Annotated in this window: 16 protein-coding genes; 11 read left to right on the plus strand and 5 right to left on the minus strand. The window is 69.7% G+C overall.

Going from position 1 to position 20639, the window contains the following annotated elements; translation table 11 throughout:
- Positions 1 to 134 precede the first annotated feature (134 nt).
- On the minus strand, positions 135 to 1952 hold the full coding sequence (locus D9R14_RS19155; protein WP_121624962.1) for a glucan ABC transporter ATP-binding protein/ permease: 1818 nt from the start codon (positions 1950 to 1952) through the stop codon (positions 135 to 137).
- A gap of 317 nt (positions 1953 to 2269) precedes the next feature.
- Between D9R14_RS19155 and ileS the strand changes: the two genes are divergently transcribed.
- The 6 genes from ileS to D9R14_RS19185 all read left to right on the plus strand — a co-directional run bounded on the left by ileS (position 2270) and on the right by D9R14_RS19185 (position 10535).
- Positions 2270 to 5317: an isoleucine--tRNA ligase gene (gene ileS, locus D9R14_RS19160; protein WP_121624963.1), complete on the plus strand. Its 3048-nt coding sequence runs from the start codon at positions 2270 to 2272 to the stop codon at positions 5315 to 5317.
- Positions 5318 to 5848, plus strand: coding sequence for a signal peptidase II (lspA, locus tag D9R14_RS19165; RefSeq protein WP_121624964.1), 531 nt, complete (start codon positions 5318 to 5320; stop codon positions 5846 to 5848).
- Positions 5849 to 5935: 87 nt separating this feature from the next.
- Entirely contained in the window at positions 5936 to 6649 is a 714-nt protein-coding gene (locus D9R14_RS19170) for a hypothetical protein (RefSeq protein ID WP_121624965.1), read from the plus strand.
- 127 nt (positions 6650 to 6776) lie between these two features.
- Positions 6777 to 8117, plus strand: a complete 1341-nt coding sequence (locus D9R14_RS19175) for a M16 family metallopeptidase (RefSeq protein ID WP_245420896.1) — start codon at positions 6777 to 6779, stop codon at positions 8115 to 8117.
- Entirely contained in the window at positions 8114 to 9478 is a 1365-nt protein-coding gene (locus tag D9R14_RS19180; protein ID WP_245420897.1) for a M16 family metallopeptidase, read from the plus strand. The genes D9R14_RS19175 and D9R14_RS19180 overlap by 4 nt, the downstream gene beginning before the upstream one ends.
- A 124-nt stretch (positions 9479 to 9602) precedes the next feature.
- Positions 9603 to 10535, plus strand: coding sequence for a hypothetical protein (locus D9R14_RS19185; RefSeq protein ID WP_121624967.1), 933 nt, complete (start codon positions 9603 to 9605; stop codon positions 10533 to 10535).
- A gap of 59 nt (positions 10536 to 10594) precedes the next feature.
- Here D9R14_RS19185 and D9R14_RS19190 read toward each other — a convergent pair whose 3' ends face one another.
- Positions 10595 to 11200, minus strand: coding sequence for a 2-hydroxychromene-2-carboxylate isomerase (locus D9R14_RS19190; protein ID WP_121624968.1), 606 nt, complete (start codon positions 11198 to 11200; stop codon positions 10595 to 10597).
- A 201-nt stretch (positions 11201 to 11401) separates the two neighbouring features.
- On the opposite strand from D9R14_RS19190, the gene D9R14_RS19195 reads away from it, so the two are divergent.
- Both D9R14_RS19195 and D9R14_RS19200 read left to right on the plus strand, forming a co-directional pair.
- On the plus strand, positions 11402 to 12547 hold the full coding sequence (locus tag D9R14_RS19195) for an FUSC family protein (protein WP_121624969.1): 1146 nt from the start codon (positions 11402 to 11404) through the stop codon (positions 12545 to 12547).
- A gap of 85 nt (positions 12548 to 12632) precedes the next feature.
- The gene (locus D9R14_RS19200; RefSeq protein WP_121624970.1) at positions 12633 to 14324 is read left to right on the plus strand and encodes an acyl-CoA dehydrogenase family protein; all 1692 of its coding nucleotides are present in this window, start codon (positions 12633 to 12635) and stop codon (positions 14322 to 14324) included.
- Positions 14325 to 14357: 33 nt separating this feature from the next.
- Here the strand turns inward: D9R14_RS19200 and D9R14_RS19205 are convergent, their stop codons facing one another.
- Together D9R14_RS19205 and D9R14_RS19210 are read right to left on the minus strand one after the other, a co-directional pair.
- A complete protein-coding gene (locus D9R14_RS19205; protein WP_121624971.1) occupies positions 14358 to 14606 on the minus strand; it encodes a helix-turn-helix domain-containing protein in 249 nt (82 codons plus the stop codon).
- Positions 14607 to 14632: 26 nt separating this feature from the next.
- Positions 14633 to 15187, minus strand: coding sequence for a DUF2975 domain-containing protein (locus tag D9R14_RS19210; RefSeq protein ID WP_121624972.1), 555 nt, complete (start codon positions 15185 to 15187; stop codon positions 14633 to 14635).
- A 73-nt stretch (positions 15188 to 15260) separates the two neighbouring features.
- Between D9R14_RS19210 and D9R14_RS19215 the strand changes: the two genes are divergently transcribed.
- On the plus strand, positions 15261 to 15869 hold the full coding sequence (locus tag D9R14_RS19215; RefSeq protein ID WP_121624973.1) for a hypothetical protein: 609 nt from the start codon (positions 15261 to 15263) through the stop codon (positions 15867 to 15869).
- Positions 15870 to 15881: 12 nt separating this feature from the next.
- Here D9R14_RS19215 and D9R14_RS19220 read toward each other — a convergent pair whose 3' ends face one another.
- On the minus strand, positions 15882 to 16406 hold the full coding sequence (locus tag D9R14_RS19220; RefSeq protein ID WP_394096749.1) for a prolyl-tRNA synthetase associated domain-containing protein: 525 nt from the start codon (positions 16404 to 16406) through the stop codon (positions 15882 to 15884).
- Positions 16407 to 16654: 248 nt separating this feature from the next.
- Here D9R14_RS19220 and D9R14_RS19225 point away from each other — a divergent pair, with 248 nt between their 5' ends.
- Complete coding sequence (locus D9R14_RS19225) at positions 16655 to 17602, plus strand: hypothetical protein (protein ID WP_147453069.1); 948 nt, start codon at positions 16655 to 16657, stop codon at positions 17600 to 17602.
- 195 nt (positions 17603 to 17797) lie between these two features.
- On the plus strand, positions 17798 to 20587 hold the full coding sequence (gene ppc / locus D9R14_RS19230) for a phosphoenolpyruvate carboxylase (protein WP_121624975.1): 2790 nt from the start codon (positions 17798 to 17800) through the stop codon (positions 20585 to 20587).
- Positions 20588 to 20639: the final 52 nt, after the last annotated feature.

Here is a 20639-nt window from a genome sequence, read left to right on the forward strand (position 1 = left end):
GCCGCGCCTGGGTCGGCGGGGCGCTGCCGATCATTGCCGGCGGGCGGACGTGGAAGCGCCTGGGCGCAGGCGGCGGATCCTTCGGACAGAGGCGCTGCCGGTCCGCGGATCGCGCCGGCAGCAGCCGAGCGGCCCTAGATGCCGGCGCCGCCGTCGCGCGCGGCCTTCGCCGCGCTGTCGGCTTCCGCCTTCGCCTGGGCCATGAACTGGGCGCGGGCCAGCGCCGCGAAGCGGCCGTCCAGGGCCACCAGCTCGTCGAATGTGCCGGCCTCCACCACCTGCCCGCGCTCGAACACCAGGATGCGGTCGGCATTGCGCACGGTGGCGAGCCGGTGGGCGATGACGAAGGTGGTGCGGCCCTTCATCACCGCGTCGAGCGCGGCCTGCACCTTCTGCTCGGTGGCGGCGTCGAGCGCGCTGGTCGCCTCGTCGAGGATCAGGATCGGCGGGTTCTTGAGCAGCGCGCGGGCTATGGACAGGCGCTGGCGCTCGCCGCCGGAGAGCGCGCGCCCGCGCTCGCCCACCACCGCCTTCAGCCCCATGGGGTTGCGCTCCACCAGCTCCAGCGCCTGGGCGCGGGCGAGCGCCTCGCGCAGCTCGGCCTCGGTGGCGTCCGGCCTGCCGACCCTGAGGTTCTCCTCGATGGTCCGGTTGAACAGCAGCGGCTCCTGGAACACCACGCCGATGGCGCGTCGGAGCGAGGCGAGCGTCACGTCGCGGATGTCGGTGCCGTCGACGCGCACGGCGCCGGACTGCGGGTCGAACACCCGGTGCAGCAGCGCCAGCGCCGTGGACTTGCCCGCCCCCGTGGTGCCGACGAGCGCGAAGGTCTGGCCCGGCGCCGCGTGGAACGACACGTCCTCCAGCGCCGGCCGCTTGCCGTCATAGGAGAAGGAGACGTCGTCGAACGCGACATCGCCCGCGATCGGCGCGTCCTTGCCGAGTTCCTTCGCGCCGGGCCGCTCGCGCACCGCCCCGACCGTGTCGAGCACGTCGAAGAACTGGGCGAGGCGCGGCCCGGACATCATCAACTGGTTGAAAAAGCTCACCGTGTGGTCGAGCCGGGCGATCAGCATGTTGGCGAACGCCACGTAGGTGACGATGTCGCCGATGCCGGCGAGCCCCTTGGTGTAGAGCCAGGTGCCGATCAAAAGGATCGCCAGGATGGTGAGCGTGGTCGCCGCCTTGGTGGCCATGGAGACCATGGCCCACCAGGACAGCACCGGGATCTGGATCGCCAGCACCCGGTTCACGGTGTCCTTCATGCCGGACACCTCGGCCTCGATTCGGGTGTAGCTCTGGATCACCGCGACGTTGCCCAGCGCGTCGGAAGTGCGCTCGGCGAGGTCGGAATTGTAGGCCTCCACGTCGCGCTGCATGGCCTCGGTGCGGCGGATCACGAACGCGGTGACGATGCCGAACACCACCATCAGCACGATCAGCACCAGCCCGAGCCGCCAGTTGATGTAGATGCCCACCGGCACCAGCACGATCAGCGAGGCGATGGCGGCGCAGTCGTCGCGGAAGAAGGAAAGCCACAGGCCCCACAGCGCGTCGACGCCCTCCAGCATCACCTTGAGCAGGCGTCCGGAATGGGTCTCGCCGTGATAGCTCATGGGCAATTGGAGCACGTGCTCGAAATATTGCGCCAGCACGCCCAGCCGGCGCCGGTGCGACAGCCGGTCGGCATGGAGCGAGATCAGCACGCCGGCGCCGATGTTGAACAGGCCGAAGCCGACCCAGGCCGCGAGCAGCGGCACGAGGTCGTGGAAGGTCGGCACGCGCCCCGCCGCCTGCGCGCCGGACAGCGCCTCGACGATCCGCCCGAACAGGATCGGCTCGGCGAACTGCGCCATGGCGAGCAGCAGGTTCGAGATCAGCAGCACCGCCCCCACTTTGGCCTGCGGCCCGAGGAGGGAGATGGTACGGGCGTAGATGCGCAGAAGATTCATTGGGTCGCGCCGGCAGAACGGATGCATGACATGAGCGCTGCGGTGGGCGGCGCACAAGCGTCAACGTTGCTGCGGCGCTGTTTTTCCGCTCCGCGTGTTTCGCGCGCGACAGGCCCCGCACCAGAGGGCCGCTCTTTCCCGCGCCCCGGGCGCCTGCTAGAAGCCCGCCATGGCTTTCGGGATGAACAGGCGGCGCATAGCCGTAACGCGGCGAATTATCGGCCCGGCCCCCCGCCGGCGCGCCTGAGCGCGCGCGGGGCCGCCGGGCAGACCCGCCTCATCCTCATGCCCCCCTTTTCGCCGAGCGGCCCGACCCCATGACCGACAAGACTGCGACCGAGACGACCGCCACCGACTATTCCAAGACCCTGCTGCTGCCGCAGACCGACTTCCCCATGCGCGGCGGCCTGCCGCAGAAGGAGCCGGAGCTGCTTCAGCGCTGGAAGCGGCTCGACCTCTACAACCGCCTGCGCGAGGAAGGCCGCGGCCGCGACCGCTTCGTGCTGCATGACGGCCCGCCTTACGCCAACGGCAACATCCATATCGGCCACGCGCTCAACAAGATCCTGAAGGACGTGGTGACGCGGTCCCAGCAGATGCTGGGCTTCGACTCGAACTACGTGCCCGGCTGGGACTGCCACGGCCTTCCCATCGAGTGGAAGATCGAGGAGGAGAACTACCGCAAGAAGGGCAAGGCCAAGCCCGACTTCACGGACGCCGCCGCCATGGTGGCGTTCCGCCAGGAATGCCGCGCCTATGCCGAGCACTGGCTTTCCGTGCAGCGCGAGGAGTTCAAGCGCCTGGGCGTGGAAGGCGACTGGGACCACCCCTATTCCACCATGGCCTACATGGCGGAAGCCCAGATCGCCCGCGAGATCATGAAGTTCGCGCAGAACGACCTGCTCTATCGCGGCTCCAAGCCGGTGATGTGGTCGGTGGTGGAGAAGACCGCTTTGGCCGAGGCCGAGGTGGAGTATCAGGATTTCACCAGCGACACGGTGTGGGTGAAGTTTCCGGTGGCCTTCTATCTGAAGGAAGAGATCCGACAGATTGACCCAAGCCTTTGGGACGCATTGCGTGGCGCATCGATTGTCATCTGGACCACCACGCCGTGGACCATGCCTGGAAATAGGGCTATCTCGTTTTCTCCGAAGATTGCCTATGGCCTGTTTGAAGTTACTGAGGCGCCAGAGGATAATTGGGCGAAGCCCGGAGATAAATTCGTCCTCGCGGACAAGCTTGCAGATGAAGTCTTCAAGCAAGCTCGGGTGACTGCGTTCGCGCGTAGGTTCGATGTTCCGGATTTTGTTCTGAAGTATATGGAGACTCGCCACCCCCTCGCCGCCCTTGACCTCGGCGGCTACGACTTCAAGGTCCCCCTCATCGAGAGCGACCACGTCACCGATGATGCCGGCACCGGCTTCGTCCACACCGCGCCGGGCCACGGCCGGGAGGACTTCGAGGCCTGGGTGAACCATCGCCAGTGGCTGATCGAGCGCGGCATCAGCCCGGCGATCCCCTACACGGTGGACGAGGACTCGTTCTATACCGCCCAGGCCCCCGGCTTCGAGGGCCGGCGCGTCATCACCGAGAAGGGCGAGAAGGGCGATGCCAACGGCGCCGTCATCGAGGCGCTCGTCAAGGCCGGCAACCTCTTGGCCCGCGGGCGGGTGAAGCACCAGTATCCCCATTCCTGGCGCTCCAAGAAGCCGGTGATCTTCCGCAATACGCCGCAATGGTTCATCGCCATGGACCAGGATTTCGCGCTGCCGGCGCCCACCGGCGCTGCGGCGCCCGGCAGCAACGCCCCCCACACCCTGCGCGGGCTGGCGCTCGCCGGCATCAAGGCGGTGGAGTGGGTGCCGGCGGCGGGCGAGAACCGCATCACCGGCATGATCGAGAGCCGGCCCGACTGGGTGGTCTCGCGCCAGCGCGCCTGGGGCGTGCCCATCGCCGTGTTCATCAAGGACAACGGCGACGGCTCCGTCGAAATCCTGAAGGATCCCGAGGTCAATGCCCGCATCGCCGCCGCCTTCGAGGCGGAAGGAGCGGACGCCTGGTTCCGCGAGGGTTCCCGTGCGCGCTTCCTCGGCGCGCGCGCCGGCGAAGGCTGGCAGAAGGTCGACGACGTGCTCGACGTGTGGTTCGACTCAGGGTCCACCCACGCCTTCACCCTGGAGGTGCGCGCCGACCTCAAGGCCGCGCGCCCGCCGCAGGGCCGCGACCGGGTGATGTATCTCGAAGGCTCGGACCAGCACCGCGGCTGGTTCCATTCCTCGCTGCTGGAAAGCTGCGGCACGCGCGGGCGCCCGCCTTACGACGTGGTGCTGACCCATGGCTTCGTGCTCGACGAGGACGGGCGCAAGATGTCGAAGTCGCTCGGCAACGTGGTCGCGCCGCAGGAGGTCATCAAGCAGTCCGGCGCCGACATCCTGCGGCTGTGGGTGTGCGCCTCCGACTATTCGGACGACCTCAGGATCGGCCCGGAAATCCTCAAGACCACCGCCGACACCTATCGCAAGCTGCGCAACACCATCCGCTGGCTGCTCGGCTCGCTGCACCATTACCGCCCCGCGGAGCGGGTGGCGTTCGCCGACATGCCCTCGCTGGAGCGCTTCATCCTGCACCGGCTGGCGGAGCTCGACGGCGAGGTGCGCGCGGCCTATGCGGCCTTCGACTACAAGAAGGTGCATGCGCTGCTCACCCAGTTCATGAACATTGAGCTCAGCGCTTTCTATTTCGACGTGCGCAAGGATGCGCTCTATTGCGATCCGCTCTCGTCGGTGACGCGCCGCGCCTGCCTCACCGTGCTGGACGAGGTGTTCAACCGCGTGGTCGCCTGGCTCGCGCCGATCCTGTGCTTCACCTGCGAGGAGGCCTATCTCGCCCGCACCGGCGATGAGGAGGGCTCGATCCATCTCAAGTCCTTCCCCGCCACCCCGGCGGACTGGCGCGACGAGGCGCTGGCCGATCAGTGGCGCCGCGCCCGCCTGGTGCGGCGGGTTGTGCTGGGGGCGCTGGAGGTGGAGCGCGCGGGAAAGCGCATCGGCTCCTCGCTGGAGGCGGCGCCGCGCGTGCACGTGGCCGACCCCGCCCTCGCCGCGGCGCTGGACGGGCTCGACCTCGCGGAGATCTGCATCACCTCCGACGCCACTTTGCTGAAGGACGAGGGACCGCAGGACGCGTTCCGCCTCGCCGAGGTGCCCGGCGTGGCGGTCGAGCCGGCGCTCGCGCAGGGCAGGAAGTGCGCCCGCTCCTGGAAGATCTCGCCGCTTGTCGGCACGGACTCCGAATTCCCCGACGTGACGCCGCGCGACGCGGCGGCGCTCAGGGAGTTCGCGGCGGCCCGCGAGGCGGCGCAGTAGATGGCCGTGCCTCCCGCCGCCCCCCAGGCCCGAGGGGCCGGCCGCCACCTGCGTCTCGGCCTGCTGGTCGCCGTCCTGGTTCTGGTCGCCGATCAGGCGAGCAAGACCGCCGTGCTCCATTGGTCGCTGGACTGGAGCGTGCAGCTTTACCGCATCACGCCGTTCCTGGATTTCGTGGCGCTCTGGAACTACGGCATCAGCTACGGCCTGTTTCCGCAGGGGGAGGAGGGCCGCTGGGTGCTCGTGGCGGTGAAGGTCGCGGCGGCGCTGCTGTTCGCGGTGTGGCTGTCGCGCACCCACCGGCGGCTCGATGCGATCGCCCTCGGCCTTCTGATCGGCGGGGCCATCGGCAATGCGGTGGACCGGGTGGTCTACGGGGCGGTGTTCGACTTCGTGTCGCTGCACGCCTTCGGCTACCGCTGGTATGTGTTTAACCTTGCCGACGTGGCCGTCGTTGTGGGCGTCGGCCTGCTCCTGTACGATACCGTCTTTAGTCGCGCCTCAAATTCGCCGCCCTCGGCCGCACCATAGCGGGCGCGAAAGGTCCGATGAGCGCGCTCGGACCCGGCGGGAACGGCCGGACGCAGACCGGGAGCGCGAGCCGTAGAGGAACGAACCATGCGCGTGAGCACGCCATCAATTCTGGATGCCGCCCTGAAGGCGGCGCGCCACGGCCTTCTGCCGTCTGCCGGCGCTTCGGCGTTCGCGGCGTTCGTGTTCGCCGCCGGCATGGGACTGGCGCCCGCTCCCGCCGCGGCGCAAGGCTTCGAATCCGACTTCCTCAAGAACACCATGCAGATGCTCGGGCTGACCGAGGAAGAGGAAAAGCCCGATATCGACTATCGCGAGCGCGCGCCGCTGGTGGTTCCGCCGACCACGCCCGACAGCCTGCCGCCGCCCACGAGCAGCACCGCGGCCGCCAACCCCAATTGGCCCAAGGATCCGGACCTCGCGCGTCAGAAGGCGCGGTCGGCCGCCTCCAAGGCGCCGATCGTGCGTGACGATCCCGGCCAGCCTCTGCTGCCGTCCGAGCTCAACAAGGGCCGCCGCAAGACGGCGCCCACCTACGCGAACAACGAGCCCGTCTCGACCGGGACGAAGCGCGACGAGATCATGCCCAGCGAGCTTGGCTTCAAGAGCTGGGCCGGCATCGGCAGCCACGATCCGTGGAAGGACAAGCCGATCACCTTCAACGGCGAACCAGAGCGCGAGAGCCTGGTGCAGCCGCCGGCCGGCTACCAGACGCCGGCCCCCAACGCGCCCTATGGCGTGGTGGAGAAGAAGCAGGAAGCCTTCAAGATTCCCAACTTCTTCGACCTCCAGAACAATTGACCGGCGGGTGGGAGCGCGAGGCGCTATACCGCTCCCGGTCCCGCGCGCGAGCCCGGTCCCGCACCCCCGTGGCCGGCCGCGTCGGCATGCCTGAGAGATTCACAACGTGTTGATGAGCCGCATTGCCATGGTCGCCATTCTTGCCGTCGGCGCCGCTGTCGCCGCGCCCCGCCTCGCCGATGCTGCCGGTCCCAAGGTCACGCAGTTCCGTCTCGACAACGGGCTGGAGGTTATGGTGATCCCGGACCACCGCACGCCGGTCGTCACCCACATGGTCTGGTACAAGGTGGGATCGGCGGACGAGCAGCCGGGAAAGTCGGGCATCGCCCACTTTCTTGAGCACCTGATGTTCAAGGGCACGGAGAAGCACCCCCAGGGCGCCTTCTCCGATACCGTGGCGCGCCTCGGCGGCCAGGAGAATGCCTTCACCTCCACCGACTACACCGCCTATTTCCAGCGCGTCGCCAAGCAGCATCTGGAAAAGGTGATGGAGTTCGAGGCCGACCGCATGACCGGCCTCAAGCTTTCCGACGAGGTGGTTCTGCCCGAGCGCGACGTGGTTCTGGAGGAGCGCCGCATGCGCACCGACAGCCAGCCCGGCGCCCGCCTCTCCGAGGCGATGCAGGCGGCGAGCTACGTCAACCATCCCTACCAGCACCCGATCATCGGCTGGGAGCACGAGATCAAGAAGCTCAACCGCGAGGACGCGCTGGCCTTCTACCGGCGCTTCTACGCCCCCAACAACGCGCTGCTGGTTGTGGCCGGCGACGTGACGCCCGAGGAGGTGCGCGCGCTCGCCGAGAAGACCTACGGCACGGTGAAGCGCGCCGACACGCCGCCGCGCGAGCGCCCGCAGGAGCCGGAGCCGCAGGCCCATCGCCGGGTCTCGCTGGCCGACGCCCGCGTCGCCCAGCCGAGCCTGTCGCGCTCCTATCTCGTGCCCTCCTACCGCACGGCCGCGCCGCGCGAGGCGGAGGCGCTGGAGGTGCTCTCCCAGATCCTGGGCGGCGACCAGACCGGCCGCCTCTACCGCAAGCTCGTGGTGGAGAAGGGCCTCGCGGCCGGCGCTGGCGGCTGGTACCAGGGCACGTCCTTTGACCCGACCCGCTTCGCCGTCTCGGCGACGCCGCGGCCCGGCGTGAGCCTGGATGAGCTGGAGACCGCCCTCGACGCGGTCCTGGCCGAGCTCGCCGAGAAGGGGGTCGACGACCTGGAGCTGGCCCGCGCCAAGACTCAGCTCACCGCCGACGCCATCTATTCCCAGGACAACCAGGCCACCATGGCGCGGATCTACGGCGCGGCGTGGGCCACGGGCCAGAGCGCGGACGACGTGCGCGAGTGGCCGGCGCGGGTGAAGTCGGTCACGGCGGACGACGTGAAGCAGGCGGCGCGGCGTTATCTGGTTCTCGATCGCGCGGTCACCGGTTACCTGAAGCCGGCGCCGGCCAAGAAGGACGACCGCTCGTGAGAGCCTTCGCCCGCCTTGCGGCGATGCGCCTTGGCGCCCCCTTCCTGCCGATGATGATGGTGACGATGGCCCTTTCCCTCCTGTCCGCCAGCGCGGCGCAGTCCCAGTCGAGCCGCATCACCGAGGTCACGAGCCCCGGCGGCATCAAGGCCTGGCTGGTCCATGACACCACCCTGCCGCTGATCGCCGTGGAGTTCGCCTTCCTCGGCGGCGCGGCCCAGGACGGGCCGAAGGCGCCGGGTCTCGCCAACCTCACGGCCGCTCTGCTCGACGAAGGGGCCGGCGACCTCGACGCCCAGGCGTTCCAGAGCGCCCTCGCCGACGCCGCCGTGGAATTGCGTTTCGACGCCGGCCGCGACGAGACCCGCGGCTCGCTGCGCACGCTCTCCGAGAACAAGGACAAGGCCTTTGACCTGCTGCGCCTCGCCGTGACGGCGCCGCGCTTCGACGACGAGGCCATCAACCGGGTGCGCGAGGCGCAGATGGCGGTGCTGCGGCGCCGCTCCACCGATCCCAACTCCATCGCCAACGAGCGCTGGTTCGCGCTCGCCTTTCCGGGCCACGCTTATGGCCGGCCGGTGGACGGCACGCTCGAAAGCCTGCCGCCTTTGACCCGGGCCGACCTGAAGGCGTTCGCGGCCCGCACGCTCGCCCGCTCTAACCTGAGGGTGGCGGTGGTGGGCGACATCTCCGCCGAGGAGCTGGGCCGCCGGCTCGACGCGGTGTTCGGTGCCCTGCCGGCCAAGGCCGACCTCGTCCCGGTGACGGACGTGACGCCCAAGGGCCTCGGCACCACCGACGTCATTTCCCTCGACGTGCCGCAATCGGTGATCGTGATGGGAACGGTGGGCCTGGAGCGTCCCGACCCGGACTTCATGGCCGCCTACGTGCTCAACCACATCCTCGGCGGCAGCGCGTTCTCGTCGCGCCTGTTCAAGGAGGTGCGCGAGGCGCGCGGGCTGGCCTATTCGGTCTATTCCTACCAGGTGGCGCTCAACCATGTGGGCCTCTGGTTCGCCGGCACCGCCACCAAGAACGAGCGCGCGGGCGAATCCATCTCCATCATCCAGAGCGAGTTCCGGCGCATCCTCGACGAGGGGCCGACGGAAGAGGAGCTGAAGGAAGCCAAGAGCTATCTTGTGGGCAGCTACGCTTTGCGCTTCGACACCTCCTCGAAGGTGGCGGGGCAGTTGCTCCAGATCCAGCTCGACGATCTCGGCATCGACTATATCGATAAGCGCAATGCGCTGATCGAGCAGGTCACGGTCGCCGACATGAAGCGCGTGGCGCAGCGGCTTACGGACGCCCGCAAGGCGCTGGTGGTGGTGGTCGGCCGCCCGGCGGGCCTTTCCGGCGGCTGAGCCGATAACCATGACGGCGGTTTCGTGCCGTGCGATGGCACCTTCCGGCCAAAGGTGTTTCGACCCGCGCGCGCTTCTTGCTATAACCCCACGGGGCGAGGCAAAGCTTTGGAGTTGAGCGGGAATGGCCCTTGGAACGGACGCCGTGCGGATGCGCGGGATCGGGCAGGTGCGCAGGCGGGGCTCCGCCCGCGCGGCCTTCGCCGCGCCGGCGGCGATCGCGGCGCTTGCTCTCGCGCTCGCCGGATGCGGGGCCGGTGAGGGGCTCGACGGCGCCTTCGGCGCGCAGGACGTGGGCGTCGCTGGCGCCAGCGCCGGCGTGTCCAGCACGCCCGGTTCGCTCACCGTGGGTTCAGGCCCCAACGCCATCGAGTACGAATGCCCGAAGGTGACGGTCCGTACCGGCGCCTCCACCTGGCAGGTCCAGGCGCGCGAGGGCGGACTGCGCTACCAGGGGACCATCGGCCAACTGGCGCGGGAATGCTCCATCTCCGGCGCCAACATGGCGGTGAAGGTGGGCATCGAGGGCCGCGTGCTGGTGGGCGAGAAGGGCACCGCGGGTGCCCTGGAGGTGCCGATCCGCATCGCCGTCGTCCAGGAAGGCCCGAACCCCAAGACCGTCGCCACCAAGTTCTTCGTCCTGCCGCTGGAAATTCCCCAGGGACAGGTCAGTTCCACATTCGCCGTGGTCGAGGATCAATTGACCTTCCCGCTGGTGAAGCCGGACGAGATCGAGCGCTACGTGATCTATGTGGGCTACGACCCGCAGGGCGAGCCGAAGATCCGTCCCGCGCGCTCCGCGCAGCCGCGCCCGTCCGCCTCGTCGTCGTCGTCCCCGAGGCCGGCGGCCCCGGCGCCCAGCGCCGCGGCGAAGCCAAAGCCCGCTGCCACGCCGGCGGCGGCGCCCGCGGGCGATCCCGGCGCGCCGAAGGATGACGTGTTCGGCCCGCCGCCGTCCGGACCGACCTCAAACACCTCGTCGTCCGGCGGCTTCGCCCCGCCGCCGTCGTCAGCGGCGCCGGCGTCCTCGGGCGGCTTCGCGCCGCCGCCGCGCTGAACGCATCTCCCCGCGCCGCACCGGCGCGGGGGCGTGATCGTCCGCCTCAGCCGTCCGCCTCAGCCGATGGCGCGCGCGTGGTCGAGCGCCATGTCCAGGCGGTCATTGCCCCAGAACAGCTCCCCGTCGCGGGTGACGAAGCTCGGCGCGCCGAACAGACCGAGCCGCTGCGCCGCCTCGGTCTCGCCGCGCAGCTTTTCCTTGTTGGCCGGCGCCTCGGCCTCGGCAAGGATGTCGTCGCAGAAGTGGCCGAGCCCCGCCAGCACCTGGCGCACGGTCTCGCGGGCACCGATGTCCCGCCCCTCGACGAACTCCGCCACGTAGATCGCGCGCGAGAATGCCGGCCGCGAGGCGTCGTCGAGCCACACCGCCACCCGGGCCGCCAGCAGCCCATTGGCCGGAAAAGGCTCCGGCCGCGTCACCGCAGGCAGGCCGGCGATCCGCACCAGACGGTCGAGGTCGCTCCACATGTGCGCGCGCTTCAGCGGCATCGTGTTGAAGGGTGAATCCTCATAGCCCTGCGCCCGGAAGATCGGACCCAGCAGGAACGGACGCCAGCGCACTTGGACGCCGGCGCGCTCCGCCAGAGCGGCGATGCGCATCGCCGAGAGATACGAATAGGGCGAGCCGAACTCGTAGAAGAAATCAAGGGATGCCCCGGGCATGCGCGCCTCCGCCAGCCATGTCTGGCGCAGTGTCCTGCGGCGTCCGCCCGCCGACAAGCGCGCCCGGCGCAGGACCGCCCTGCGGCGGCGCGGGGCGCGCGGCCACCGGCCCGGGCGGCATCGCCATCCGGCGGCATTCTCCCTTAGATTGGAGGAGACAGGCGGGCGGATCGATCGGATCGGTCCGGCACGGAAGCATCCATGTCCGCATCGACCCCATCGCCGGACCCCGGCGGCCCCGCCGCCCCGCCGCCGTCCCGGCTGCCCGGCTGGGTCGGCGGCCTCGTCGGCTGGAAGCACCTGAAGCTCGGGCTGCGCGCCACCATCGCCGCCGTCGCCGCCTACGGGCTTGCCTACGGTCTGGCGCTGCCCAACGGCTACTGGGCGGTGCTCACCGCCATCCTGGTGGTCCAGTCCACCATCGGCGCCAGCCTGTCCGTGGCTCTGGACAGGGCGCTGGGGACGGTCGTCGGCGGCGTGATCGGCGTTGCGGCGGCCGATCTCGTCGGGCCTTCGGTGCCTCTCACCTTCCTCGCCCTCGCCATCGGCGTCCTGCTCACCAGCACGCTGGCGGCGCGCTATGCGAGTTTCAAGCTGGCGCCGGTGACGGTCGGCATCGTGCTGCTGTCCGACCCGACCCATGCCGAGCCGCTGCTCTCGGGCCTCCACCGGGTGATGGAGATCACCATCGGCGGGGTGGTCGGGGTCGCCTGCGCGATCCTGATCCTGCCGGAGCGGGCGCTGGTCAGCCTGTTCCCCCATTGCGCCACGGCGCTGCGCCTGTCCGCCCGCCTGCTGGAACTCGGGCGCGACGGCCTGCTCGGCCGCGGGCTCGACCCGGCGGCCCTCGACCGGCTCAATGCCGGTGCGCGCAAGGCGCTCCGGGCGGCGGACGCGCGGGTCGCCGATGCCCGTGCCGAACGGGTGGGCCGGCTCGCCAGCCATGCCGATCCGGCGCCCGTGGTGCGCACCTGCCGGCGGCTGTGGCATTCCGTCATCATCCTGCTGCGTGGCGCCGACCGGCCCTTGGCCGAGCCGCTGGCCTCGCGCATGGCGCCCCACCTCGACGCCGCCGTCACGACCCTGCGGGCCCACATGGAGGCGCTCGCCGCCCGGCTGGACGGCGGCGACCTCGGCGACTTCGGCGCGACTGTGGCTGCCGCCCGCTCCGCGGTGGCGGCGCTGGAGGCGGAGGCCGAGCGCCTCAATGCCGAAGGTGCGCTCGACGCCGCGAGCGGCGAGACCCTCGCCGCGCTGTTCGCCGCGGTCTCGGCCTGCACCCATGTGGAGGAGAACCTGGAGGACCTTGCCGCCCGCCTCGACGAAGTGACGGGCGCCGACGACTGAGGCCACGAAACAGGCGTTGATTTGGAACGGTTCCGGGAGCAAGGATACGCTATCCCGCGTTGCACAATTATGGAGAGACCCGTCCATGTCCGCCAGCGCCGCCCTCCGTTCCCCGGACGCCGCTCCCCTCGACGCGGTGGCCCTCGGCCGCGCGGCCACGGACCGCCTGGAGAAGTTGCTGGCGGAAGCGACCTCGGCGGTGCGGGCGCGGGTGGGCGAGGGGGGCCGGCTCTCCCCGGCGCTGCTGGAGGCCGAGCAGCGCGCCACCCACGGTCTCGCCTGGCTCGCGACCTACGTCTTCTCGGTACGCGAGCTGGTCCATTACGCCGACCGCCTCACCGAAATGGGCAAGTTCGGCGCCACCGAGAAGCTGATCGTGCAGATCGGCCTCGGCGAGTACGTCGCCCAGATCCTCGGCGGCATTCCCATGAGCCAGGGCGAGACGGTGCGTCTCGCCGATCTCTACGTCTCCGACGAGACGCTGGAGGCGCTGCGCACCGACCCCGCCATCGCGGCGCTGATCGCCAAGGGCAATACGGCCGCGAGCCGCGCCGCGCTCGCCGACATCATCCGCGGCGCCCATCCCACGGGCACCATCGGCGAGGCGGGCCTCGACGAGACCATGGAGGCGATGCGCACCGAGATGCACCGCTTCGTGGAGGCGGAGGTCGCCCCCCACGCCCACGACTGGCACCTGAAGAACGACTACATCCCGCTTGAGATCATCTCCCAGCTCTCGGAAATGGGCGTGTTCGGCCTCACCATCCCCGAGGAGTTCGGCGGCCTCGGCCTTCCCAAGGAGGCCATGTGCGTCGTGACCGAGGAATTGTCGCGCGGCTATATCGGCGTCGGCTCGCTCGGCACCCGCTCGGAGATCGCGGCGGAGCTGATCCTCGCCGGCGGCACGGATGAGCAGAAGGGCCACTTCCTGCCCAAGATTGCCTCGGGCGAAATCCTGCCCACGGCGGTGTTCACCGAGCCCAACACCGGCTCGGACCTCGCCTCGCTGCGCACCCGCGCGGTGAAGGAAGGTGACGTCTACAAGGTCAACGGCAACAAGACCTGGATCACCCATCCGGTCCGCGCCGACATCATGACCCTCTTGGTGCGCACCAATCCGGCGGAGCCCGGCTACAAGGGCCTTTCCATCCTGCTCGCCGAGAAGCCGCGCGGCTCGGACGAGAATCCGTTCCCGGCCGAGGGCATGACCGGCGGCGAGATCGAGGTGCTCGGCTATCGCGGCATGAAGGAATACGAGATCGGCTTCGACGGCTTCGCCGTGCCGGCCAAGAACCTGCTCGGCGGCGAGGAGGGGCAGGGCTTCAAGCAGCTCATGACCACCTTCGAGAGCGCCCGCATCCAGACCGCCGCCCGCGCCGTGGGCGTGGCCCAGGCGGCCATGGAGGTGGGCCTGAAATATGCCGAGGAGCGCGTCCAGTTCGGCAAGCCGCTCATCGCCTTCCCCCGCGTCGCCGACAAGATCGTGATGATGGCGGTGGAGACCATGATTGCCCGCCAGATCACCTATTTCGCCGCCCGCGCGAAGGACGAGGGCCGCCGCACCGACCTGGAGGCCGGCATGGCTAAGCTGCTCGGCGCCCGCGTCGCCTGGGCGGCGGCGGACAACGCGCTGCAGATCCACGGCGGCAACGGCTTCGCGCTGGAATATCCGGTCTCGCGCATCCTGTGCGACGCCCGCATCCTCAACATCTTCGAGGGCGCGGCCGAGATCCAGGCCCAGGTGATCGCCCGCCGCCTGCTCGACGGCGGGAACTGAGCCGCCCCTGTTCGCGGCCGTGGCTGCGGCGGATCAGTCCGCCGCGCCGCGCTCGTCTTCGTCGGCTGTCGCCTCCTCTCCCGGCACGTATTCCAGGATGTCGCCCGGCTGGCAGCCGAGCGCCGCGCAGATGCGCGCGAGCGTGTCGAAGCGCACGCCGCGCACCTTGCCGGACTTCAGCAGCGAGACGTTCTGCTCGGTGATGCCGATGCGCTCGGCGAGTTCGCGCGAGCGCATCTTCCGGCGTGCCAGCATCACGTCGAGATTGACCACGATGGGCATGAGGCTTCCCGCCCTTTCCGTCCGGCTCAGATGAAGCCTTCGTTCTCGCGCGCGATGCGCGCCGCCTCGCGCATCACCGCGCCGACGCCGATCACCAGCATCCCCACGAGCACCGATACCACGTCGTGGCTCGACAGGCTGATGGCGAGGACCCGCTGGCCGGGGGGATTGCCCAGCGTCAGCACGACGCCGAGCAAGGTCGAGACCAGCGGATTCAGCAGCGCCTGAAGCGCCACCGCCGCGCCGAACCGCTCCAGACGGGTGGCGAGGGTCCCGGTCACGGTCTCACCGTTCCCAAAGTCGCGGAAGATCAGGCGCACCTCGTTGAGTCCGTATGCGAGGACGGCGAGCGGCACCGCCGCGATCAGGAAGCCCAGCGTCATGCTCAGGCCGTCCAGCGTCACCGGATAGCCCGAGATCCCTACACGCGGCACGACGATGGCCTCGATCCAGGCCGGTCGGAGCCAGATGCCGAGGCCGCCGCCGACCAGCGCGAGGAGGATGAACAGGGTGACGGCGGACAGCAGCCGCCCGCGGTGCCGGAGGCGGGCGAGGCGGGGGTCTGAGAGTGCATGCGACATGCGGGAACCTTTCCTTGACGCAGGAAGAAATTATCATAAAACAATAAATAATCAACCCTCGATGAGATATCCCATGTCGCTCCTCCGCACCCTGTCCTCACTCGTCGCCACCGTGCTTCTCACCGCCGGCTGTTCCCACGTGCCGCTCACCAGCCTGCCCCGGCTTGCGAGCCTCGATCCGGTGACCATGGATCTATCCGTCCTCCGGGCGGCGGTGCGCGCGCCGGGCGCGCTGCGCCCCGAGCCGGGCGGCGCCACCTTGACCATGTCCTTCTGGCTCGCCGGATCGGAGAGTCGCAAGACCACCGTGTCGGCGCAGCTCGATGAGGACGGGGATGCCGCCGTGCGCGCCGCCATGAAGGCGGACGAGAAGCCGGGCTTCCGCCTCACCGTGTTCCGCCTCTCGGAGGACGGCCGGCGCCGGCTCGAGGCGGCGCGGGACGAGGTGCGCGCGCTCAAGGCACGCGAGGCGTCGGGCGGCGGCCGGGTGCGCGGCACGCTCTCGGTCGGCATGAAAAGCTGCGCCGCGTCCGCGCTGCCGGAGGGGCCGATCCTGCTCAGCACCTATCTGCGCGACAAGCCGTCCGGCACGTTCATTCCGCTGGTGGTCGATCTCGACCTCAAGGCGATCGCGGCCGAGGCCGGCACCGAAGTGCCGGCGATCGGCCCCTGCGCGCCATGAGCCGGTGCGTGCTCAGGCCTGCCCATCGGCGCGCGGCGCAGGCAGGTCGATCTCCTGCATCCGGTGCCCCGTCAGCTTCAGGAATGCCTTCAGCGCCTCGGGCGCGAGCACGGTGGTGCGGGTATTGGTGAGCGGATGGCAGCCGATGGCATCGGCACGCATCAGCGTCCGGTCGATGGCCACGTTCACGAGCTGCGCCGTGTCATTGGCGAGCGCCAGCAGGCTCACCGATCCCGGCAGAACCCCGAGCATCTCGTAGAGCGCCTCCGCCGAGGCGAAGGAGAGCGAGCCGCGCGCGCCCAGAGGATCGCGCAGCGCCTTCAGGTTGACCGGTGCGTCCTCGGCCACGCTGACCAGGAAATAGGACTTCTTGCCGTCGCGCAGGAACAGGTTCTTGGTCTGGGCGCCGGGCAGGACCCCGCGCAGCGCCTTGGACTCCGCAACTGTGTGCAACGGCGGGTGGTCGAACGTCTGCGATGCGATCCGGTGGCGCACCAGCAAATCGAGGAGCGAATCGGGATCGTGTTGCATGACCATGCGCGGCTGAAGGAGGCAACCGAAATAGCCGCTATCGGGTCCGCACCGCAAGGCGGAGCGGGCGCGGAGCGGACGGCACGGGGGGCGGAAAGCCGCATGCTCCACCGAATAATACCAGGGGTTCTCCGGCAGCATCGCCGCAACCAAAAGCGAATTTCGCTTTTCGATTGCGGTATGATGTGGCTATTCTGCCGCCGTCCGCTGGCGGAACGCCGCCGCGACCAGCCCCGTGCACCGGACCGAGCCGTATGTCCCCTTTCACGGGTGGGGCGCTTCTTGCCCCGCCGCCTATCGCGCATCACGATGAAGTCGCGTTCTGGCTTGCCGGGACCGGCGAGGAAGCCAGGGCGAAGATCCGAGCCAATCCGCGCCTGCGTCAGGCCATGCTGGTTGCCGCGGACGGCATCATCAGCGTCCATGACCGCAATCCGCTCCTGAACCGCGTCCTCAATGACCGAGGCCGCACCGCGTTCGGGTTTTTCGTGCTGTATCTGGACGCCACCTCCGACGCCATCGGCACGGGGTTGACGGCGGCACGCATGGCGGCGCTCTGCCAGGAGACCGGCCTGTGCAGCCGCGGTCGCGCCAAGGCGCTGCTCGCGCTGATGCGGTGGGGCGGCTATCTGGAGCCCGTGGTCGGGCGCGGCGACCGGCGCGAACGGCCGCTGGCTCCCACCGAACGCATGCGCCAGCTGTTCCTGATGCGCTGGCGGGTCCAGTACTCGGCCCTGCGCGAACTGGGCGGCTCGGCCGACGGCGTTCTCGAACGCCTGGAAGAACCCGGCTTTCTCTCCCAGCTCGCGGTGCGCTTCGGCGCCATCTATCGGGCAGGCTACCGCGTGCTCGACCACGCTCCCGCCGTCGCGCCCTATTGCGAGCGCGACGGCGGCATGCTCGTGCTGTTCGCGCTGCTGTCCGCCGCCGCACTGGGCGGCCGCGCGCCCACCGCCACCGAGCTTGGCCGGCGGTTTTCCCTGTCGCGCACCCACACGCTGCAGATCCTGCGCGATGCGGAGGCGGCCGGATTGGTGGTCCGGGCCGGTATCGTCGAGGACGGCGTGCCGCTTTCCGGCGGCCCCGGCTTCGCGCTCTCTCCCGAGGGCTTGCGCGCCGTGGAGGACTTCTCGGTCGCCGCGTTCGCGATGTTCGAGTGCGGCGCGGCCTGGACGCTGGCCGACCATCCCACCGCGGGATGAAGATGCGATGCACAAAGTCTTTCGCTTCCGCACAATTGGCCTAGACTGACCACAGCAGGGAGGCGGCGCAGCCCGGCCACCGGGGCGCGCCGCGGTCGCGGCGACCTTGCCGCCGGCCTCCTGGGGAGTGAGCCCGTCACGGGCTCTCGGGTCGGATTGCGGGCCGGGAGCGGCCGCTTTTGGCGGGACATCCAGATGACGAACTTGAAGGCCCCGAACGCGATGCGGGCGGCGGACGGCGAGGCCAAGGACGAGCCGCTGCGCGAAGACATCCGCCGCCTCGGCCGCATCCTCGGCGACACGGTGCGCGAGCAGCAGGGCGAAGAGGTGTTCGATCTGGTGGAGCGCATCCGCCAGATCTCCATCCGCTTCCACCGCGACAATGACGAGGCCGCCCGCGATGAACTGGAGAGCCTGCTCGCCGGCCTCGACCCCGAGCGCGCGGTCGAGATCATCCGCGCCTTCAGCTACTTCTCCCACCTCGCCAACATCGCCGAGGACGAGCACCACATCCGGCGCAACCGCGCCCACGCCATCGCCGGTTCCGCGCCGCGCGCCGGCAGCCTCGCCCATGCCTTCTCCCATGCTCGCGAACGGGGCATCTCGGCCGAGGCGCTGATCGGCTTCTTCAGCGGCGCACATGTGAGCCCGGTGCTCACCGCCCACCCCACCGAGGTCCGCCGCAAGAGCACGCTCAACCGCGAGATGGAGATCGCCGGCCTGCTGGAGCGCGCCGAGCGCATGGAGCAGACGCCGCAGGAACGCGCGGAGCAGGAGGAGGAGCTGCGCCGCGCCGTGCTCACGCTCTGGCAGACCGCCCTCCTGCGGCGCATCAAGCTGACCGTGCTCGACGAGGTGGCGAACGGCCTCAGCTATTACGACTACACCTTCCTCTCGCAGCTCCCGCGGCTCTACTGCCAGATCGAGGACCAGCTGGCGCACATGGCCGGCGACGGACGCGCGGTGGAGCTGCCCTCGTTCCTGCGCATCGGCAGCTGGATCGGCGGCGACCGCGACGGCAACCCATTCGTGACCGCCGAGGTGCTGTCCGAGACCGTCCGGATGCAGCGCGAGCGGGTGCTGGCCTATTACGATGCCGAACTCCACGCGCTCGGGGCGGAACTGTCGCTGGCCGGGCGCCTCGTCGGCGTGTCCGAGGAACTGGCGGCGCTCGCGGTCGCCTCGCCGGACCGCTCGCAGGAACACCGCGAGGAGCCCTACCGGCTGGCGCTTGCTTATGTGCGCGGACGCCTTGCCGCGACGGCGCGCCGCCTGTCCGGCGCAGGCGTGCCGGATGTCGCGCCCGATGCGCTGGCCGACCATCCCTATGCCGGACCGGGCGAACTGAAGGCCGACCTCGACACCCTCCATCGCTCGCTCGGCGCCAACGGCTCGGCCATCCTGGCGCGCGGGCGCCTGCGGCACCTGCGGCGGGCGGTAGACGGCTTCGGCTTCCATCTCGCCTGCGTCGACCTCAGGCAGAATTCGGACGTGCACGAGCGCGTGGTCGCCGAGCTGTTCGAGAAGGTGGCGCCCGGCACCAATTATCTCGGCCTCGCCGAGGGGGCGCGCATCGACCTGCTGCTGAAGGAGATCGGCACCGCCCGCCCGCTGTCCTCGCCGTTCGTGGACTACGGCGCGGAGACGGTCTCCGAGCTCGCCATCCTCACCACCGCCGCCGCCGCGCACCGGGCGCTCGGGCGAGAGGTGATCCCGAACGCCATCATCTCCAAGGCCGAGGGGGTTTCGGACCTGCTGGAGGTGGCGCTGCTGCTGAAGGAGGTGGGCCTCGTGACCGCCGACGGCACAAGCGCGCTCAACATCATCCCGCTGTTCGAGACGATCGCCGACCTCCAGGCCTGCGCCGAGGTGATGGACCGCGCGCTCGCCATCCCCGCCTATCGCGCCTTGGTGAAGAGCCGCGGCGACGAGCAGGAGGTGATGCTCGGCTATTCCGACTCCAACAAGGACGGCGGCTTCGTCACCTCCGGCTGGGAGCTCTACAAGGGCGAGATCGGCCTCATCGAGGTGTTCCGCAAGCATGGCGTGCGGCTGCGCCTGTTCCACGGCCGCGGCGGCTCGGTGGGGCGCGGCGGCGGCCCGAGCTACGACGCCATCCTCGCCCAGCCGGGCGGGGCGGTGAACGGGCAGATCCGCATCACCGAGCAGGGGGAGATCATCTCCTCCAAATATTCCAATCCGGACGTCGGGCGCCGCAACCTGGAAATCCTTGTCTCGGCCACGCTGGAGGCCTCGCTGCTCCAGCCGCAGCACACCGCGCCGCGGCCGGAATTCCTCAGCGCCATGGAGGAAATCTCCGCCGAGGCGTTCCGGGCCTACCGGCACCTGGTCTACGAGACCGAGGGGTTCGAGGACTATTTCTGGTCCTCCACCGTCATTTCCGAGATCGCGACGCTGAACATCGGCTCGCGCCCCGCCTCGCGGGCGAAGACCCGCGCCATTACCTCGCTGCGCGCCATCCCGTGGGTGTTCTCCTGGGCGCAGTGCCGGCTGATGCTGCCGGCCTGGTACGGCTTCGGCACCGCGGTGGAAGCGTTCGCCGCGCGCCGGCCGGACTACGGCCTGTCGTTCCTGCAGGCCATGTACCGCGAGTGGCCGTTCTTCCGGACCTTGCTCTCCAACATGGACATGGTGCTCTCGAAAAGCTCGCTGGCGGTCGCCTCGCGCTATGCCGAGCTGGTGCCGGACGCGCGGCTGAGGGAGGAGATCTTCGGGCGCATCCGCGCGGAATACGGGCTCACCATCGCCCATCTGCTCGCCATCATGGGGCAGGCGCGGCTCCTGGAGGGCAACCCGCTGCTCGACCGTTCGATCCGCAACCGCTTCCCCTATCTCGACCCGCTGAACCATCTCCAGATCGAGCTTCTGAAGCTCCACCGGGGCAATGGCGGCGACGACAAGGTGCTGCACGGCATCCAGCTGACCATCAACGGCATCTCGGCCGGCCTGCGCAATTCGGGCTGAGCGGGCGGCGATGCATGCCGCCCGCCGCTCCGCCCCCGCCGCTCGCGGTATT

The organism is Xanthobacter tagetidis (genome assembly GCF_003667445.1).
GTDB classification, from domain to species: Bacteria; Pseudomonadota; Alphaproteobacteria; order Rhizobiales; family Xanthobacteraceae; genus Xanthobacter; species Xanthobacter tagetidis.